Below are 18,300 nucleotides of genomic sequence, written 5' to 3' on the forward strand. Positions count from 1 at the left end.
CTCCCGGCACGAATTGAGGGCGCCCACCATGAGTGGACCGTGCGGCGCGGTCAGAAGGATTCCGCCGTGGAGGGCACCCGCCGCGCTCTGCCGCGCGCGGCACAGTCCGGGTGTGACGTGAACTACCCCGCCCGGGCCCGTACGATCGGCCGGGAAAGCAACCGGGCGGCGTCGTGCGCCGCGCACCACAACGGCAGGAGCGGACATGGACATCACGGGTACTTCGGCGATCGTCACGGGGGCGGCCTCGGGGCTGGGGGCGGCCACCGCCGCGCAGCTCATCGAGCGCGGAGCGAAGGTCGTGGGCATCGACCTGCAGGGCGGCATCGAGAAGGCGCCCCAGGTCGAGGGGCTCACGTACGTGGCTGCGGACGTGACCAACGAGGAGCAGGTGCGCGCCGCCGTCGCCCGTGCTGCGGAGATCGCCCCGCTGCGCACCGTGGTGAACTGCGCCGGGATCGGCCCGTCCGCGCGCGTGGTGGGCCGCAACGGCGTGCACGACCTCGCCCTGTTCGACCGCGTGGTGCGCATCAACCTGGTGGGCACGTTCACCGTGCTCGCGCTCGCGGCCGAGGTGATGACCGCGCAGGAGCCGGTGGACGAGGCCGGCCAGCGCGGCCTCGTGATCAACACCGCGTCCGTGGCCGCGTTCGAGGGTCAGATCGGGCAGGCGGCGTACGCGGCCTCCAAGGGCGGTGTGCACTCGCTGACCATCGCGGCCGCGCGCGACCTCTCCTCCAAGGGCGTGCGCGTCATGACCATCGCCCCCGGCATCGTGGACACCCCCATGCTCGGCAGCGTGGGCGAGGACTTCCGCGCAGCGCTCGCGGAGTCCGTTCCGTTCCCGCACCGCCTGGCCCAGCCCAGGGAGTTCGCGCAGCTCGCCGGGATGATCGTGGAGCACGACTACCTCAACGGCGAGACCATCCGCATGGACGGCGCCCTGCGCATGGCGCCGCGCTGATCCTCGCTGCCGCGCGCCCGTCCCGTCCCGGCCACGCAGCCACGGGCGACGACGCCGCACGGCCCCGCACATGACGATGCCTCGTCACGGTCCACCCGTGACGAGGCATCGTCGTGATGTGGTCAGAGCTCCACGGCTCCGGCCTGCGCGAAAGGCCCCCGGGAGTCGCCTCGCTGAGGTCGAGGCGTCCCCCTGGGGCGTTCCGCGGATCAGTCGACCGTGAGCACGACCTTGCCCACGGTGTGGCCCTCCTGGCTCGCGGTGAATGCGTCCGGCAACTGCGCGAGCGGGAAGGTGCGGTCCACGCGGACGGTGAGCTTGCCGTCATCGGCCAGGCGGGCAAGCTCGGTGAGCTGCTCTGCGTCCGGAGAGACCCACATGTAGTGCCCGCCGTGCTCCTCCACCTCGGGGTCCGCGATGGAGGCGTGCTGGCCGCCGTCCGCGAGCACCGCGACGGAGTCCTCCACCACGCCGCCCACGAAGTCCACGACGATGTCCACCCCGTTCGGGGCGAGCTCCTTGACGCGCTCCACGAGGCCGTCCCCGTACTCCACGGGCTCCGCGCCGAGCTCACGCACGTAGTCGTGGTTCTTGGTCGATGCGGTGCCGATCACCCGCGCGCCGAACGCCTTGGCGATCTGCACGCCCATGCTCCCCACACCACCGGAGGCCGCGTGGATCAGCACGGTCTTGTCCTCCGCGAGACCCAGTCGGGTGAGCACCTGGTACGCGGTGAGTCCGGCGAGCGGCAGCCCTCCGGCCTGTTCCCAGGAAAGACTCTTCGGCTTGGGGGCAAGTGCGCGCACCGGGACCGAGACGTACTGGGCAAACGTACCGCCGTGGATCCAGTCCTTGCGGGCGTAGGCGATCACCTCATCGCCCTCGGAGACGCTGGGGGTGTCGAAGCCCTTGCCCACGACGACGCCCGCGACGTCCCAGCCGGGGGCCGCCGGGAACTGGACGGTCATCATGGGATCCAGCCCGCCGGACATGACCTTCCAGTCCACCGGGTTGATGCCCGCGGCCTTCACCTTCACCAGGACCTCGCCGGGGCCCACCTTGGGCATGGGCTGGTCGGTGAGCTCCAGCACGGAGGTGTCACCGTACTGCTGATATGTCTGCGCCTTCATTGTGGTCATGTCTGTCTCAACGGCCCCGGGCGGGGCCTTATTCCATGCCGCGGCAAGTTTCTCGTGCGCGCTGCCGGACGCCGCCGCCCGGTGGCCTTGGTCTTCCAATCTCCCCGGGGGTGCCCGGGCGAGTGGGGGAGCAGCCTCAGGCGGAGATCAGCGCAATGCCCGTGAGCACGGCGGCGCAGCCGATGAGCCGCGGCACCAGGCGGTTCTCCTTGTAGATCCACCACGCGAGCAGCGAGCCCACCACGATGCTCGACTCCCGCAGGGGAGCCACGAGCGCCACCGGGGCGGACTGCATGGCGAAGAGCACCAGGATGTACGCGAGCGGGGACAGCAGGCCCACCGCGACGATCCGGTTCCGGTCCACGGCCCACGAGCGCACCATGTCCTGGCGCTGCCGCCACGCCTTGGGCGTCAGGGTGAGCACCAGGACCACCGAGGTCAGCGCGAAGTACAGCACGGGCGGCAGGTCCAGGGTGGCCATGGAGTGGTCGTCCCACAGGGTGTACCCGGCGATGCACGCGCCCACCGCGGCACCCCACAGCACGCCGGTCAGGGCGGACCCGCGGGTGGGTGTGGCAGCGGAGTCGCCCCCCGGTGAGTGCCCGTCCGCTCCTTCCGGGGTCGACGTTCCGGACGCGGAGGAGTCCAGCGGGGCGGCGTCGCGCGCGATGACCGCGCCGGGATCCGACGCGTCGGACGAACTCGGCGGGGCGGCGTCGTCGTCCCGGGTGGAAGTGGGCGTGCCGAACGTGGCGACCACGGCCACGCCCACGAGCACGGCGATCGCCCCGGCGGCGGCCGTGAGGGAGAGCTGCTCACCCAGGAACAGGACCGCCACGATCATGGTGATCATGGGCCCGGTGCCGCGGGCCACCGCGTAGACCACGCCCAGGGGTGCGCGGTCGTAGCCGGTCTGCAGGGCGGTGCCGTAGACGGTGTGCAGCAGCCCGGAGACCACGGCGGCGCCCACGAGGGGCCACCCCCAGGACTGCCACGCCCCGGGTTCCAGCAGGCTCACGGGGATCAGCGCCACCGAGGAGACGAGCCCGTACCACCACACGAACAGGGTCCCGTTGCCGCGGATGCCCTTGGCGAGGATGTTCCAGACCGCGTGCACCACGGCGGCCAGGAGGATCAGAAACACGCTGAGAGCGGACATCACCGTCCATTGGAGCGCACGCGGGGACGTGCGGGCGAATCGGAGCGCGGATTGCGTCGCCGCGCCACGCCCGCCGGGCGGCGGGCAGCGTCCGGGACGGCTCAGTCCCGCCGGTACTTCAGCAGCTCCGCCATGGCCGCCACGGTCTCCCGGGCGATCCCCGTGCGGTTCTCCACGTGCAGCTTGAACATGACGCCCTCCCCCAGGGAGATCACCAGCTCTGCGGGAATGCTGGTGCACCCGCTGAGCCGCAGCAGCTCGCGCGCCTGCCCCTCGAGCCGCACGCGCTCCTCCGCGAGCACGGTGGCCAGCTGCGCGTTCTCCCGGGTGGTGTCCACGAGCCAGCACAGGGTCCCGCGCAACTCCGCGTCCTCCAGCCCCCGGCCGGTGATGACCCGCAGCATGCGCTGCGCGGTGACCTCCGGGTCCGGGCGGGCGGCCTCCGCGGCCGCCTCGGCCAGCACCCGCCGGGCCTCGGCGTCCCGGCGGGACTCGATGTCCTCCACGCACGCCGTGAGCAGGGCGTCCCGGGTGGCGAAGTAGTAGCGGATGGAGCCGTTGGGGACCCCCGCCCTCTCGGCCACCTGGCGGTGGGTCACGGCGGCCGTGCCCCCGTGCGCGAGCAGCTCGCACGCGGCGGCGAGGATGTCCGCCCGGCGCTCCACGGCGCGGGCCTGTGTGCCTGCGATGACCACCACTCCTCAAAACTAGTACGGGCGTACAACTATGCTATATCCTCGTCGAGTGCCACCCGCCGTGCGGGCAGAGACAGCGAGAAGGCAAGCTCAGCCATGACAGCAACCCTTGACACCCCCGAGGTGATTCCGGCCCCCGCGGCCCCGCCCCGTTCCTTCCTCCTCTCCCTGGCCGCCGTGCTGGGCGTGGGTCCCTTCGCGATCGACATGTACCTCGCGTCCCTGCCCGAGATCGGCGCGAACTTCGCCGCCCCGTCCTGGACGGTGCAGCTCACCCTCACGGGCTACCTCATCATGCTCGGCGCGGGGCAGCTGGTTGCGGGGCCCGTGACGGATGCTTTCGGACGGCGCCGCCCGCTGCTGCTGGGCCTGAGCATCTTCATCGCGGCCTGCCTGCTCGCGGCCGCGGCGCCCTCCATGGCCGTGCTCGTGGTGGCCCGCATGCTCCAGGGCGCGGGGGCCGCCATGGCGTTCGTGGTGGTCAACAGCGCCGTGCGGGACCGCGTCTCCGGCGACGCCGCCACCCGCGCCTTCGCCGTGCTCGTCACCGTGACCTCGGTGATCCCCATGATCTCCCCGGCCGTCGGCGGCTGGGTGGGCGAGCTCTTCGGGTGGCGCCCGGTGTTCCTGGTGCTCGCGCTGATCGGGGCCGTGTCCCTCGGCATCGTGTTCCGGTGGCTGCCCGAGTCACTGCCCGCCCAGCGGCGGGTCCCGCTGGCCTTCGCGCCCGTGCTGCGCGCCTACGCCGGGCACCTGCGCTCCCGCCGGATGCTCGTGCCCCTGGGGGCGCTCGCGGGCACGTTCGTGTACCTCTTCTGCTACCTGGGCGGGGCGTCCTACGTCTACCAGGGCCACTACGGGGTGGGTCAGGCGGACTTCGGGATGATCTTCGGGGTCACGGGCTTCGCCTCGGTGGGCGGCGCGGTGATCGGCCACCGCCTGGCGCACCGGCTGACCACGGGCCAGCTGGGCGTGCTGGGGATGCTCATCATGGTGGCGGGCGGCATCATGGCCACCGCGGCCGCGCTGTGCACCGACTCCCTGTTCCTGCTGGCCCTGAGCGTGGGCTTCGGGCTGCTGGGCCTGGGCGCGTGCGAACCCGCGTTCATGTCCCTGTGCATGTCCTCGGCCACCAGCAACGTGGGGGCGGCCTCCGCGCTGCTCGGTGCCACCCAGTTCCTCTCCGGCGCGCTGACGACGGCGCTGATCGCCTTTCCCGCCACGCTCGCCCCGTGGGCGTGGGCGGCCACGATGCTCGGGGTGGCCGTGGTGTCCCTGGGGTTCGCGCTCCTGGCGTCACGGTGGTCCGTTCCGGTCCGTCAGGTTTGAGGGCCCGGGCCGCGTGGAGGCCCGCCGGGCGGTGCCGTGCCCGCGCCGCGCGGCCGCATGCGTCCCCGGGAGCGCCGGGGCATCCAGGCCGCCCCTGCCGGCGACGGCTAGTGTGGACTGTGCGCAGCATACGGCCGGGGCAGGGGCCGTGACCTCCCAACCTCTGCCGGCATGGAAAGGCGTTCTCCCGTGAAGAAACGACTTGTCGCTGAGTGGGAGCCCGCGCTCGGGGCCTTCGTCACCTGGCCCGCGGCGCTTCCGGGTGCCCTGCTACGGGACCTCGCGCTGGACGCGCACCTGTGGGTCCTCGTCACGGGCGCCGCCTCGGAGACCGACGCCGCCGCGTGGTTCGCGTCCCAGGGCGTCTCCCCGGACCGGGTCACCTTCGTCCATGCGCCGCAGGGCGACGACGCCGTGTGGGTGCGCGACTGGGGCCCGCACCCCGTGATGGACGAGCGCGGTCAGCTGTGGTGCGTGGGCCCGCGGTACGTCTACGCCACCCCGTTCACGACCCACGAACCGGGCGCGCCCCTCGAGACCGCGGACCGTGAACCGCTCGCCGCGCTCGAGTACGAGCCTGTGGACCAGCGTGCCCAGCCCGCGCTCGCCCGGGCGCTGGGGCTGCCGTTCGAGAAGCTCCCGCACGCCTTCACCGGGGGCAACGTGCTCTCGGACGGCCACGACCTGCTCATCAGCACCCAGGTGCTCGTGGCGGAGAACGCGTTCGACGGCGCCATGTGGGACGAGGTGCGCCAGGACGCCTCCGCGGCCACGGGCATGAGTGAGCACGTGGTGCTGCCCGACTACGAGAACTGGGGCATCCAGCACGCGGACTGCCTGCTCAAGGTCCTGGACGAGGAGCGGCTGCTGGTGCTGCGCCCGCCCGCGGACCACCCGCTGCGGGAACGCTACGACGCGATCGTGACCGAGCACCTGGAGCCGCTGCTCACCCGCTGGGGGCGGCCCTTCGAGATCCTGCGCATGGACACCGGAATCAGCCCCCACGGCGGGCTGGCGCCGTACGTGAACTCGGTGGTGCTCAACAAGGTGGTCTACGTGCCGCGCTACGGCATCCCGGAGGACGAGACGGCCCTGGAGCAGTGGCGCGCGGCCATGCCGGGCTACGAGGTCCGCGGGTACACGTTCTCCTTCGACAAGGAGCCCCACGCGGTGCGCAACCCCCGGAACACGGGCCCCACCGGCTGGCGGGACGGGGACGTGCTGCACTGCCGCGTGCGCGGGGTGTTCGACCCCAGGATGATGCACGTGTCCGTGCGACGCCCCGGCCCCGAGAACCCCTCCCTGGTGCGGGTGCGCGCGGAGGGCTGCGGCGGCACCCGGGTGAAGGCGGTGACCCTGCTGAGTCGCCGGGCGGACGGTGCGGAGACCACCCGCACCCCCATGCGGGAGACCGCGCTGAACGGCGAGTACACGGCCCACCTGCCGCAGGGGCCGGACTCCCGGGAACTTGAGTACGCGGTGGAGGCCACCTCCGAGGACGGCCGGGTGCAGCGCTGGCCCCGCCCGTCGGCCGCGTGGCTGCGCGCGTCGATAGACTGACCGACCGTGGCCAAGCTCTACTTCCGCTACGGCGCGATGAACTCCGGGAAATCCACGGCGCTGCTCCAGGCCGCCTACAACTACGAGGAGCGCGGGCAGCGTGTGCTGCTCGCCAAGCCCCGCGTGGACACCAAGGGTGAGGACCAGATCCTCTCCCGCCTGGGCGTCACCCGGTCCGTGGACTTCCTCATCCCGCCGGGGGAGAGCGTCATGGGGCTGTTCAAGCGCCACGCCCTGGGCGACGACCCGGACGCCCTGCTCGAGCACGTGGAGGCCCAGCCCGTGGCGTGCCTGCTGGTGGACGAGGCCCAGTTCCTCCAGGCCGAGCAGGTGGACGACCTGCTGCGCATCGCGGTGCTCTCCGAGGTTCCCGTGATGGCCTACGGCATCCGCACCGACTTCCGTACGCGTTCCTTCCCCGGCTCCGAGCGGCTCATGGAGCTCGCCCACTCGCTCGAGGAGCTCAAGACCATCTGCCGCTGCGGCCGCAAGGCGGTGTTCAACACCCGCAAGGTGGGGGAGGATTTCGTGTTCGAGGGGGACCAGGTGGCCATCGACGGCGTGGCCGTGACCTACGAGTCCCTGTGCGCGGCGTGCTACCTGCGCGAGTCCGGCGGCCGGCTGGGGTGAGCGGGCGCCGTCGTCCCCGCTGCCGTGCCACCTGGCCACGTAAGCTGGGCGCATGAGCACCGACTTCTCTCCCGTGGACCTGGACACCGCCCGCGAGCGCCTGCGCGACCTCATCAAGGACCTCGCCGTGGTGCGGGGCAAGGTCACGCTGGCCAGCGGCATCGAGGCGGACTACTACGTGGACCTGCGGCGGGTGACGCTGCACCACGAGGCCTCCCGCTACGTGGGCCGGGTGATGCTGGGTCTGCTGGACGAGGCGGGCATCGAGTTCGACGCTGCCGGCGGCCTCACCATGGGTGCGGACCCGGTGGGTCACGCGATCATGCGCACCGCCGGGGACCAGGACCGCGCGATCGACACTTTCGTGGTGCGCAAGGCCCAGAAGTCCTACGGCATGGGCCGTCAGGTGGAGGGCCCCAGCGTGAAGGGGCGCAACGTGGTGGTCGTGGAGGACACCTCCACCACCGGGGGCTCCGCGCTGACCGCGGTGGAGGCCCTGCAGAACGCGGGCGCGAACGTGGTGGCCGTGGCCGTGATCGTGGACCGCCGCACCGGCGCCAAGGAGCGCATCGAGGAGACCGCGGGCGTCCCGTGCCTGTACGCCTACTCCAAGGACGAGCTGGGGCTTGACTGATCCGGGCACGTCCGCCGACGACGCCGCCCGCGCGCGGCACGTGCCCGCCCCACCGGCGCCGGAGGAGCGCGCGGTGGGTGTGGGTCCCTGGCAGGGTGAGTGGCCCACCGGGGAGCACTGGGACCCCGAGCTGCTGCGCGACGGCGACCGTCGCAACGTGGCGGACACGTACCGCTACTGGCGCATGGACGCGATCATCGCGGACCTGGACTCGCGCCGCCACGCCTTCCACGTGGCGGTGGAGAACTGGGAGCATGACTTCAACATCGGTTCCGTGGTGCGCACCGCCAACGCGTTCCTGGCGCGCGAGGTCCACATCATCGGGCGACGCCGCTGGAACCGCCGCGGGGCCATGGTCACCGACCGCTACCAGCACGTGCGCCACCACGCGAGCGTCGCGGAGTTCGTAGAGTGGGCGCGCGGCGAGGAGCTCGCGGTGCTGGCCATCGACAACGTCCCCGGTTCGCAGCTGATCGAGACGTTCGACCTGCCCGAGCGCTGCGTCCTGGTCTTCGGCCAGGAGGGCCCGGGGGTCTCGGGGGAGCTGGTGGCGCAGGCGGATGCCGTCCTGGCCATCGAGCAGTTCGGCTCCACCCGTTCCATCAATGCCGGGGCGGCCGCCGCCGTGACCATGCACGCGTGGATCCGGCGCCACGTGTTCGAGCAGGGTCCTGCGCCCTCGTCCCACGTCACGAAGGGCGCGGGAGTGTGAAAGAGGCCGACCGGCCATAGCCAGGAGGCAGAAGTTACCGTATGGTCATGTGAGACAAATCACATGATGAAAGGGTCGCATGCTCATGCCTGCCTCGACCACACGGCCATCATCCTTCCGGCGTTCTGCGGGTGCCCTCGCCCTGGGCGCCGGGCTGCTGCTTGCTGGACTGCAGCCCGCGCATGCGCAGAACGCAGCAGGCACTGCACCGGATGGCGGCTTCTCCGAGCTGCCGCGCAGCGAGCAGGACCAGAAGCTCCAGGAGCAGGGTCTGACCCGCGATGATCTTGCCCGCGAGGATGCGCTGAAGAAGCTCCGCAGCTCCACGGACACGGACTTCTACAGCGCCCCGGCACAGCTGCCGGCCGCCAACGGGGGCGTGGTGCGTTCGGAGCCGTCCACGTTCTACCTGGACCCCGTCAAGCTCATCAAGCCCAATGCGTCCGCCACGCGCATCATGTACAAAACCACCAACAGCAAGAACCAGGCCGTGGCCACCACGGGCACCGTGCTGCAGTCCAAGGCTGCGTGGCGCAGGCCCGGCCCGCGGCCGCTCGTGGTGCTGTCCTCGGGCACCCAGGGCATGGGCGACTCGTGCGCGCCGTCCCGTCAGATGGCCATGGGCACGAACTACGAAGGCCTCAGCCTGACCGGTCTGATCAACGCCGGCTACAACGTGGTGGCCCCGGACTACATCGGTCTGGGCACCGAGGGCGCCCACACCTACATGAACCGTGTGGACCAGGCCCACGCCGTGCTCGATGCCGTGCGCGGTGCGCAGCAGCTCGGCGTGGAGGGAGTGGACGCGAAGACCCCCGTGGCCGCCGTGGGGTACTCGCAGGGCGGCGGTGCCACGGCTGCAGCCGCGGAGAGCGCCCCTGAGTACGCCCCGGAGGTGCAGCTCAAGAGCGCGTGGGTGGGTGCGCCGCCCGCGGATCTCACGCTCACGGGCCAGCACATCGACTCTTCTCTCTTCTCCGGCCTGTCCTTCTACGTGATGGGGGCGGCCGAGGACTCTGGGGTGGCGGTTCGGGACAGGCTCAATGCGGAAGGGCAGAGGCGCTATGACAAGGCCCAGGACAGCTGCCTGGTGGGCACCGTCCTCTCCGACGCCCTGGTGCCGTCCGAGAAGCTCACGGCTGACGGGCGCTCCTTCTCCCAGCTGCTCGGGGATCCCGCTCTGAAGGCGTACCTGGACGAGCAGACCATCGGCGCCGCGGGCCGCCACCCGCGTGTCCCGGTGCGCATCGCCCACACCGTGGCGGACGACGTCGTGCCCTACCAGTCGGGCCGACGGCTCGCCCAGAAATGGTGCGCCTCCGGGGTGAACGTGTCCATGCAGACGCTCGCCACGCCCACCCATGTGGGCGCCTCCCTGGAGGGCATTCCCTCGATGCTCGTCTACCTGGACGCACGGTTCAAGGGCATCTCGCAGACCAGCTCATGCTGGCGGCTGTGAGCGCCACGAGGCAACGACCCCCGGGCGCCGCGCACCCACCGAGGAGGTCACCCGTGGGTCCGCACGTGGTCACGGCTGCGTGACCACGGCGCGGCTCTGAGCCGATCGGGCCGCCACGGTTCATCCCGTGGCGGCCCGCAATTTTACGGTGCCGTCCCGGGTCACGAGCAGACCCGTCGCCTAGACTGGAAACAGGCCTCAGGCCACGGTCCAGCCGTGCATCGGGAACCCAGAAGAAGGAGCACTCCATGCCCATCGCAACCCCTGACGTTTACTCCGAGATGATCGACCGGGCCAAGGAGAAGGGCTTCGCGTACCCGGCCATCAACGTGACCTCCTCGCAGACGCTGAACGCCGCGATCCGCGGGTTCGCCGAGGCCGGTTCGGACGGCATCATCCAGGCCTCCACCGGCGGTGCGGCGTACTGGTCCGGCTCCTCCGTGAAGGACATGGTCACGGGGTCGCTGGCCATGGCCGCGTTCGCCCGCGAGGTGGCCAAGAAGTACGACGTCAACATCGCCCTGCACACCGACCACTGCCCGCAGGACAAGCTCGAGGGCTTCGTCCTCCCGCTGCTGGCCGAGTCCGAGAAGGCCGTGGCCCGCGGTGAGGACCCCATCTTCCAGTCGCACATGTGGGACGGCTCCGCGATCGCCCTGGACGAGAACCTGAAGATCGCTCAAGAGCTGCTGGAGCGCACCAGCAAGGCACACATCATCCTGGAGGTCGAGATCGGCGCCGTGGGCGGCGAGGAGGACGGCGTGGTCGGCGAGATCAACGACTCCCTCTACACCACCGTGGCGGACGGCATGAAGACCATCGAGGCGCTCGGCGCCGGCGAGAAGGGCCGCTACATCACCGCCCTGACCTTCGGCAACGTTCACGGCGTCTACAAGCCCGGCAACGTGCGCTTGCGCCCCGAGCTGCTCAAGGAGATCCAGGACGAGGTCGGGAAGAAGATCGGCAAGGACCGCCCGTTCGACCTCGTGTTCCACGGCGGCTCCGGCTCCACCGCCCAGGAGATTGCGGACGCGGTGTCCTACGGCGTGATCAAGATGAACGTGGACACCGACACCCAGTACGCGTTCACCCGCCCCGTGGCCGGCTTCATGCTGAGCAACTACGACGGTGTCCTGAAGATTGACGGCGAGGTCGGCAACAAGAAGAAGTACGACCCCCGCGTGTGGGGCGCCGAGGCCGAGACCGGCATGGCCGCCCGCGTGGTGGAGGCCTGCCAGAACCTCGGTTCCGCGGGCACGTCCATCAAGTAGCCCGCACGTCCTTCCCCGGTGCCCCGCACGTCCGCGTGCGGGGCACCGCTGTGCTGTGGGTCATGCCCCTTGCTACTGTCCTGGGCATGGCATCCCCGCACGAGCAGTCCACGCCGCCCGCACCACGGTCCGCCCCGGAGCACGAACCGCCTGAGCCCTCGCGCGCCTACCTGGGCCAGCTGCAGCGGGACACGGAGCGCCGCAAGAGGGAGCTGGCGCACCACCTGCGGGACCACCACGGTGCGGGGCCCACGGCGCAGGAGCGGCTGGAGGCCCTCGTGGACGCGCAGTCCGAGGCCCTCGTGCGCATCCTGCACGAACTCCACCGGGACCCGGAGACGGCGTTCCAGGAGCACCGCGCCGCGCGGCGCATCACGGAGCACCTCACGCGGCACGGGGTCGAGGCGCAGAGCCCCGCGTTCGGGCTGGACACCGCCGTTCACGCGGAGGTCTCCTCCGAGGACTTCGACCCCCGATCCCACCGCACCATCGCCGTGATGTCCGAGTACGACGCCCTGCCGGGGATCGGCCACGGCTGCGGGCACAACGTGATCGCGGTGACGGGCCTCGGGGCGTTCGTCGCGCTCGCCGAACTGCTGCGGGAGGAGCCCGGCGCGTTCTCCGGGCGCGTGGTCTACCTGGGCACCCCCGCCGAGGAGGGGGAGGGCGGCAAGGAGATCATGGCCCGCAACGGTGCGCTCGAGGGCGTTGACGCCGCCGCCATGGTCCACCCCTACATGACCGACCTGACGGACCAGGTGTGGCTCGGACGGCGCCAGTGCGAGGTGACCTTCCACGGCCGGGCCTCCCACGCGTCGTCGCACCCCTTCATGGGCCGCAACGCGCTCGACGGCGCCGTGCTCGCCTACCAGGGCCTCGGGCTGCTGCGTCAGCAGACCCCGCCCACGGACCGCATCCACGCGGTGCTGCCCGAGGGCGGCGAGCGGCCGAACATCATCACCGAGTCCGCCACCCTGCGGCTCTACGTGCGGTCCCAGCGCCCCGAGACGCTCAGCGCCCTGTCCCAGCGGGTGGGCGAGGTCATGGAGGGCGCAGCGCTCATGGCCGGGGTGGGCGTGAGCGTCGCGTGGGACACCTCCCCGGCCACGCTGCCCGTGCTCAGCAACGGCCCGCTGTCCGACCGCTGGGTCCTCGCGCAGCAGCGGCGCGGGCGGGACCCCTACCCCGCGGGCACACTGTCCGAGGTGCTGGCCGCTTCCACGGACTTCGGCAACGTCAGCTACCGCGTCCCCGGGATCCACCCGCTCATCGGCATCGCCACGGAGGACACAGGGCTGCACTCCCGCGAGTTCGCGCAGGCGGCGGGCTCCCCGCGCGCGGAGCGCGCCGGTCTCGACGGCGCGTACGGACTGGCCGCTGTGGCCCTCGACTACCTGACGGACGACGAGCTGGCCGCCGACGTCGCGGAGGACTTCCGGGCGAGCGGTGGCGGGATCTCCGTACCCGACTACTTCGACTGAGCGCCCGGGACGGGGCGTTCCACCGTTTCTCCGGCACCGGCTCGACGCCGCCGCCCCGGCTCCGCCCCGGACCACACCTTCCACACCACCGACCACCACGGAGCACCCATGAACGCCACCGCCACCACCAGGCCCAGCCGGGGGGATCGTCTTCTCTCCGGAATCGAACGGGTGGGCAACAGGCTGCCCGAGCCCTTTGCGCTGTTCACCATCCTGTTCCTGATCACCGCGGCGGTCTCCACGGCCATGGCGTGGGCCGGAGTGGTGGTGCAGGTTCCGGGCAAAGACGAACCCGTGGCCATCCAGGGCCTGTTCACGGGGGACGGGATCGCATGGTTCACCACCACCCTGGGTGAGAACTACATCGGCTTCCCGCCGCTCGTCACGGTGGCCACGATTCTGCTGGCCATCGGCATCGCGGAGAAGTCCGGATTCCTGGCCGCGGCCATCCGCTTCACGATCGGCAGCGCACCGCGGTGGATGCTGCCCTACACCGTGGGGTTCGTGGGCGTGGTGGGCTCGATCATGGCGGACTCCGCGTTCGTGGTGATTCCTCCGCTGGCGGCCCTCGCGTTCAAGGCGGCGGGGCGCCACCCGGTGGCGGGCCTGCTGGGCGGGTTCGCCGCGGCAGGCGCGGGGTACTCCACCAACATCTTTCCCACGTCCCTGGACGCGCTGTTCGCGGGCATCACCAACGCCGTGATCCCCACCGTTCCGGCGCTGGCGGAGAACGCCACCGAGGTCAACCCGCTGTCCAACTACTGGTTCAACATCGTCTCAGCGATCATCCTGTCCCTCGTGGCCGGGTGGGTGATCGACAAGGTCCTGGAACCGCGCGTGGAACGGGTGGGCGTCTCCCGCGAGGAGGTCAACCCGCAGACCCAGCAGCTCATGACGGACACCCGCGCCATCCGCATCGTGGGCGACGAGCAGACGGTGGCCGAGTCCCAGGAACCCGATGTGGAGGCGGCGCTGTCCCCGCGCGAGAAGAAGGCCCTGCTGTGGGCCGGGATCACCTTCGTGCTGATCGGCGTGGCCCTCACGGTCTTCGCCCTGCTGCCGGACTCCCCGTGGCGCAACGAGGCAGGGCACTTCCTCCCCAAGTCACCGCTGCTGGCCTCGATCGTGTTCATCATCTTCACGTTCTTCTCGGTGAGCGGCTACGTCTACGGCCGGGTGGCGGGCACCGTGCGGGGCTTCAAGGACGTGCCCGTGATGATGGGAGCCGCGCTGCGGGACATGATCTCGTTCCTGGTGCTCGCGTTCGTCCTGGGGCAGTTCATCGCGCTGTTCAACTGGTCCGGGATCGGCTCATGGATCGCGGTCACCGGCGCCACCGCCCTCGAGGACGCGGGGGTGACCGGATTCCCCGTGATCATCGGCTTCATCCTGCTGTGCTCGCTGCTCAACCTGTTCATCATCTCCGGGTCCTCCATGTGGACCCTCATGGCCGCGGTGTTCGTGCCCATGTTCGGTCTCCTCGGCTTCGAGCCCGCCTTCATCCAGGCCGCGTTCCGCGTGGGCGACTCCGCGACCCAGGTGATGACTCCCCTGAACCCCTACATGGTGGTGCTGCTGACGATGCTCCGGAAGTACGAGCCCTCGGCGGGGCTCGGTACGCTCATGGCCCGGATGCTGCCGTTCGTCGTGCCCTTCTGGCTCGTGTGGGTGGCCATCCTGGTGGTCTTCTACGTGGGCGGGCTGCCGCTGGGTCCCGGCGTGGGGATCATGATCGGCGACTGAGCGCACCCCCGCGGCGAACGGCGTGGAGCGGCGTCGTGAATCGTGCGTACAGTGGCAGCGAACCCCGCACGACCGTGGAAAGGAACCACCGTGGCACTGCTCGGCAAGAATCTGCTGGACGAACCGGAGCCCACGTACCTGGAGGAGAACGAGGCGATGAGCGCGCGCTTCGAGGCCGGTGACGAGGCCGAGGACCTCGCCGCCGCGTTCCCCAAGGAGCAGCTGCCGTGGGCGGTCCTGGCGGAGGAGGCGCTCGCGGACGGGCGCACCCTGGAGGGCTACGCGTACGCGCGCGTGGGCTACCACCGCGGCCTGGACTCGCTGCGCGCCCACGGCTGGAAGGGCCACGGCGCCGTGCCGTACGCGCACGAGGCCAACCGTGGGTTCCTGCGGGCGCTCGCCGCGCTCGGCCAGGCCGCCGCGCAGATCGGAGAGTCGGACGAGGCCACGCGGATCGAGAAGTTCCTCAACGACTCGGACCCCGAGGCGGCCGCGCAGATCCAGGCCCGCTGACCTCCCGCTCCGCCGCGCGGAGCCGAGCGCCCGTTCCCGTGTGGGGGCGGGCGCTCGGTCACATTCGGGAGGCCCCTGCTGCCCGTGGGCCCTGTGGGACACAATGGGGACTCATCAGGGGCTCAGCGCGGAGCCCGGGCGCATCCCCTCGTGCCCCGCGCCGCCCATGGACTTCCCACGAGGAGCGTGCCGTCATGAGAATCTCCGTCCCCCGCGAGATCAAGCCCGAAGAAGCCCGTGTGGGCCTCACCCCCACCATGGTCACCGCGCTGACCGCGCAGGGCCACGAGGTGTTCGTGGAGGAGGGTGCCGGTCTGGGTGCCGGTTTCTCCGACGACGACTACCGCCAGGCGGGCGCGCAGCTCACCTCCCAGGAGGATGCCTGGGCGCAGGCCGAGCTGCTCGTGAAGGTCAAGGAGCCGATCCCCGCGGAGTACGGTTTCCTGCGCTCCGACCTCACCGTGTTCACGTACCTGCACCTCGCAGCCAGCCGTGAGCTGACGGAGGCCATGCTGGACAGCGGCGTCACCGGCATCGCCTACGAGACCGTGCGCGTGGGCCGGACCCTCCCGCTGCTGCGCCCGATGTCCGAGATCGCGGGGCGCCTGGCGATCGCCAACGCCGCGCACCATCTGCAGTTCCACGCCGGCGGCTCGGGCATCCTGCTGGGCCGCGTGCCCGGTGTGGTGCCCTCCACCGTGCTGGTGATCGGCGGCGGCACCGTGGGCGAGCACGCCGCGCGTGCGGCCGTGGGTGCCGGCGCGGACGTGACCATCCTGGAGGCCAACGGGGACCGCATCCGCCAGCTGGACGCCCTGTTCCCCCACGCCCGTGTCCTGATGAGCGACGCCCACCGGATCGAGGAGGAGCTGCCCCGCGCGGACGTGGTGGTCGGCTCCGTGCTGATCCCGGGTGCCGCCGCCCCCAAGCTCGTGCGCCACGAGCACCTGTCCCTGCTCAAGCCGCACGCCCTCATGGTGGACGTGGCCGTGGACCAGGGCGGCTGCTTCGAGACCACCCACCCCACCTCCTACCACGACCCCGTGTACGAGGTGGACGGCATCCGCCACTACTGCGTGGCCAACCTCCCGGGCGCGGTGCCCGTCACGGCCACCCAGGGCCTCACGCACGCCACCACGCCGTACGTCATGCGTCTCGCCGCGGGCATCGACGCCGCCCTGGAGTCCGACGCCGCCCTGGCCACCGGGCTCTCCACGCGTCACGGCAAGCTCCACACGCCGGGCGTGGCCGAGACCTTCCCGGACCTGCCCTCGGCGGTCTGAGGTCCGCGGCTCGGGCTGCACCACGCGTGCGGTGCGGCACCGCGCACGACGACGTACCGGCACCGGCCGTCGCGGGGAACGGTCCCTGCGACGGCCGGTGCCGTTGCCGTGGATGACCCCCGGCCGCGTCCACCGACCCCGTCTGTGGTGCAGGCCGGTGCCGTGGCCGGAGGGCTTGCACCCTGGACCGGGTCCGCGCCGCGGTCAGGAGGTGCGCGCGGGGGTGGCCCGGGCGGCGTCGTCGTCCCGGAGGAGGAGTTTGCACGCGAGGGCGATCAGGCAGACCAGCACGAACGTGGCGATGAACTGGATGCGCACGGTCGGGTCCAGCAGCCCGATGACCACGATGGCCGCGAGCAGGGCCAGCGCGAAGTAGGAGAGCCACGGGAAGGCCCACATCCTCAGCGGCGAGGACTCCCCGGCGCGGTCCATGCGGCGGCGCAGGATGATCTGCGAGACCAGCGCGATGCCCCACACCACCAGGCACGTGGAGCCCAGCAGGTTGAGCATCACGTTCAGCACGGTCTCCGGCCAGAGGTAGTTCAGCACCACGGCGATGAAGCCGAAGACCACCGACGCAACGACGGCGGCGCGGGGCACACCGCGCGCCGTGGTGGCCGCGAGTGCGCGGGGGGCCGAGCCGCGGCGGGCCAGGGAGAACAGCATGCGCGAGCTGCCGTAGATGTTGGCGTTCAGCGCGGAGAGCAGCGCCAGGACGATCACCACGTTCATGAGCACGTCCGCCCCGGGGATCCCAGCCTCGGTGAGCACGGCCACGAACGGGCTGGAAGAGAGCCCCTCGTTGTTCCACGGCAGCACCACGACCATCACGGACACGGAGCCCACGTAGAAGATGAGGATGCGCACCAGGATGGTGCGGATGGCGTGGGCCACGTTCTTCTGGGGGTCCTCGGTCTCGGCCGCGGCGATCGTGACCAGCTCGGTGCCACCGAACGCGAAGACCACCACCAGCAGAGCGGAGGCCACGCCCGTGAGCCCGGTGGGCATGAAGCCGCCGTGCTCCGTGAGGTTGGAGAGCCCCGGGCTCGGGACCTCCAGCGCGCCGATCAGCAGCAGCACACCCACCACCAGGAACCCGACCACCGCCGCCACCTTGAGCAGCGCGAACCAGAACTCCGCCTCGCCCAGGGTCCCCACGCGCACCAGGTTGATCACGGTGAACGCGGCCATGAAGACCAGCGCCCACGCCCACTGCGGCAGGGAGGGCCACATCTCCGTGACCAGCTGCGCCGCGGCGGTGGCCTCCGCCGCCACGACCACCACGATCTGCGCCCACCACAGCCAGCCGAGCGCACGGCCCATCGTGGGCCCCAGGGCCTTGCCGGCGTAGGTGGAGAACGCGCCGGAGGAGGGGTCCGCCGCGGCCATTTCACCGAGGGCCCGCATCACGAGCACCAGCAGCGTGCACGCCACCAGGTAGGAGATCAGCACGGCAGGCCCGGCCGTCTGGATCGCCGCACCCGTGCCCACGAACAGTCCCGTACCGATGGCCGAGCCGAGCGCCATCATCACCAGGTGGCGGGGCTTGAGGTACGTGCCCTGCGCGGGCTGTGACGGCACGTGCGGGGTGTGCTCGCGCTGCCCCCCGTCGATCACACTGGCCGAGCCGCTGCGGGCGGGCTCGGCGGGTGGCTGCTGGGCGGGCGGTTCCTGGGCGGCGTGGGGCGGGGTCATGGGAGAACAGAGTACCGGCTGCCCGGGGGTGGG

General features: G+C 71.3%; 16 protein-coding genes. 12 read left to right on the forward strand and 4 right to left on the reverse strand.

Annotation, left to right across the window (positions count from 1 at the left end; translation table 11 throughout):
• Positions 1–205 precede the first annotated feature (205 nt).
• Positions 206–964 (forward strand): SDR family NAD(P)-dependent oxidoreductase, encoded by a 759-nt coding sequence (locus KRH_RS00885; RefSeq protein WP_012397258.1) that lies wholly within the window; start codon positions 206–208, stop codon positions 962–964.
• A 209-nt stretch (positions 965–1,173) separates the two neighbouring features.
• Here KRH_RS00885 and KRH_RS00890 read toward each other — a convergent pair whose 3' ends face one another.
• The 3 genes from KRH_RS00890 to KRH_RS11655 all read right to left on the reverse strand — a co-directional run bounded on the left by KRH_RS00890 (position 1,174) and on the right by KRH_RS11655 (position 3,960).
• Positions 1,174–2,094 carry an NADP-dependent oxidoreductase gene (locus tag KRH_RS00890; RefSeq protein WP_172599369.1) on the reverse strand — a complete coding sequence of 307 codons (921 nt, stop codon included), beginning with the start codon at positions 2,092–2,094 and terminating at the stop codon, positions 1,174–1,176.
• A gap of 145 nt (positions 2,095–2,239) precedes the next feature.
• The gene (locus KRH_RS12500) at positions 2,240–3,262 is read right to left on the reverse strand and encodes a DMT family transporter (protein ID WP_041297253.1); all 1,023 of its coding nucleotides are present in this window, start codon (positions 3,260–3,262) and stop codon (positions 2,240–2,242) included.
• A 101-nt stretch (positions 3,263–3,363) separates the two neighbouring features.
• Positions 3,364–3,960 carry a TetR/AcrR family transcriptional regulator gene (locus tag KRH_RS11655; protein ID WP_226905787.1) on the reverse strand — a complete coding sequence of 199 codons (597 nt, stop codon included), beginning with the start codon at positions 3,958–3,960 and terminating at the stop codon, positions 3,364–3,366.
• A gap of 93 nt (positions 3,961–4,053) precedes the next feature.
• Between KRH_RS11655 and KRH_RS00905 the strand changes: the two genes are divergently transcribed.
• From KRH_RS00905 to ald, 11 genes are all read left to right on the forward strand, one after another.
• A complete protein-coding gene (locus KRH_RS00905) occupies positions 4,054–5,286 on the forward strand; it encodes a multidrug effflux MFS transporter (RefSeq protein WP_012397262.1) in 1,233 nt (410 codons plus the stop codon).
• 189 nt (positions 5,287–5,475) lie between these two features.
• Positions 5,476–6,846, forward strand: coding sequence for an agmatine deiminase family protein (locus KRH_RS00910; protein ID WP_012397263.1), 1,371 nt, complete (start codon positions 5,476–5,478; stop codon positions 6,844–6,846).
• A 6-nt stretch (positions 6,847–6,852) separates the two neighbouring features.
• Positions 6,853–7,476, forward strand: a complete 624-nt coding sequence (locus tag KRH_RS00915) for a thymidine kinase (protein WP_012397264.1) — start codon at positions 6,853–6,855, stop codon at positions 7,474–7,476.
• A 52-nt stretch (positions 7,477–7,528) separates the two neighbouring features.
• Positions 7,529–8,110, forward strand: coding sequence for an orotate phosphoribosyltransferase (pyrE, locus tag KRH_RS00920; protein ID WP_041297254.1), 582 nt, complete (start codon positions 7,529–7,531; stop codon positions 8,108–8,110).
• A complete protein-coding gene (locus tag KRH_RS00925) occupies positions 8,103–8,822 on the forward strand; it encodes a TrmH family RNA methyltransferase (RefSeq protein ID WP_012397266.1) in 720 nt (239 codons plus the stop codon). Before pyrE ends, KRH_RS00925 begins: the two co-directional genes overlap by 8 nt.
• Before the next feature lie 85 nt (positions 8,823–8,907).
• Complete coding sequence (locus tag KRH_RS00930) at positions 8,908–10,281, forward strand: lipase family protein (RefSeq protein WP_226905786.1); 1,374 nt, start codon at positions 8,908–8,910, stop codon at positions 10,279–10,281.
• Positions 10,282–10,529: 248 nt separating this feature from the next.
• Positions 10,530–11,552, forward strand: a complete 1,023-nt coding sequence (fbaA, locus tag KRH_RS00935) for a class II fructose-bisphosphate aldolase (protein ID WP_012397268.1) — start codon at positions 10,530–10,532, stop codon at positions 11,550–11,552.
• An 86-nt stretch (positions 11,553–11,638) separates the two neighbouring features.
• Positions 11,639–13,033 (forward strand): M20 family metallopeptidase, encoded by a 1,395-nt coding sequence (locus tag KRH_RS00940; protein ID WP_012397269.1) that lies wholly within the window; start codon positions 11,639–11,641, stop codon positions 13,031–13,033.
• A gap of 108 nt (positions 13,034–13,141) precedes the next feature.
• Positions 13,142–14,776, forward strand: a complete 1,635-nt coding sequence (locus KRH_RS00945) for an AbgT family transporter (RefSeq protein ID WP_012397270.1) — start codon at positions 13,142–13,144, stop codon at positions 14,774–14,776.
• A 51-nt stretch (positions 14,777–14,827) separates the two neighbouring features.
• Positions 14,828–15,289, forward strand: coding sequence for a DUF3151 domain-containing protein (locus KRH_RS00950; protein WP_012397271.1), 462 nt, complete (start codon positions 14,828–14,830; stop codon positions 15,287–15,289).
• A 194-nt stretch (positions 15,290–15,483) separates the two neighbouring features.
• On the forward strand, positions 15,484–16,572 hold the full coding sequence (gene ald, locus KRH_RS00955) for an alanine dehydrogenase (RefSeq protein WP_012397272.1): 1,089 nt from the start codon (positions 15,484–15,486) through the stop codon (positions 16,570–16,572).
• Positions 16,573–16,776: 204 nt separating this feature from the next.
• Here the strand turns inward: ald and KRH_RS00960 are convergent, their stop codons facing one another.
• Positions 16,777–18,267, reverse strand: a complete 1,491-nt coding sequence (locus tag KRH_RS00960) for an amino acid permease (protein WP_012397273.1) — start codon at positions 18,265–18,267, stop codon at positions 16,777–16,779.
• Between the last annotated feature and the right edge of the window lie 33 nt (positions 18,268–18,300).

It is taken from the genome of Kocuria rhizophila DC2201, assembly GCF_000010285.1.
GTDB lineage: Bacteria > Actinomycetota > Actinomycetes > Actinomycetales > Micrococcaceae > Kocuria > Kocuria rhizophila_A.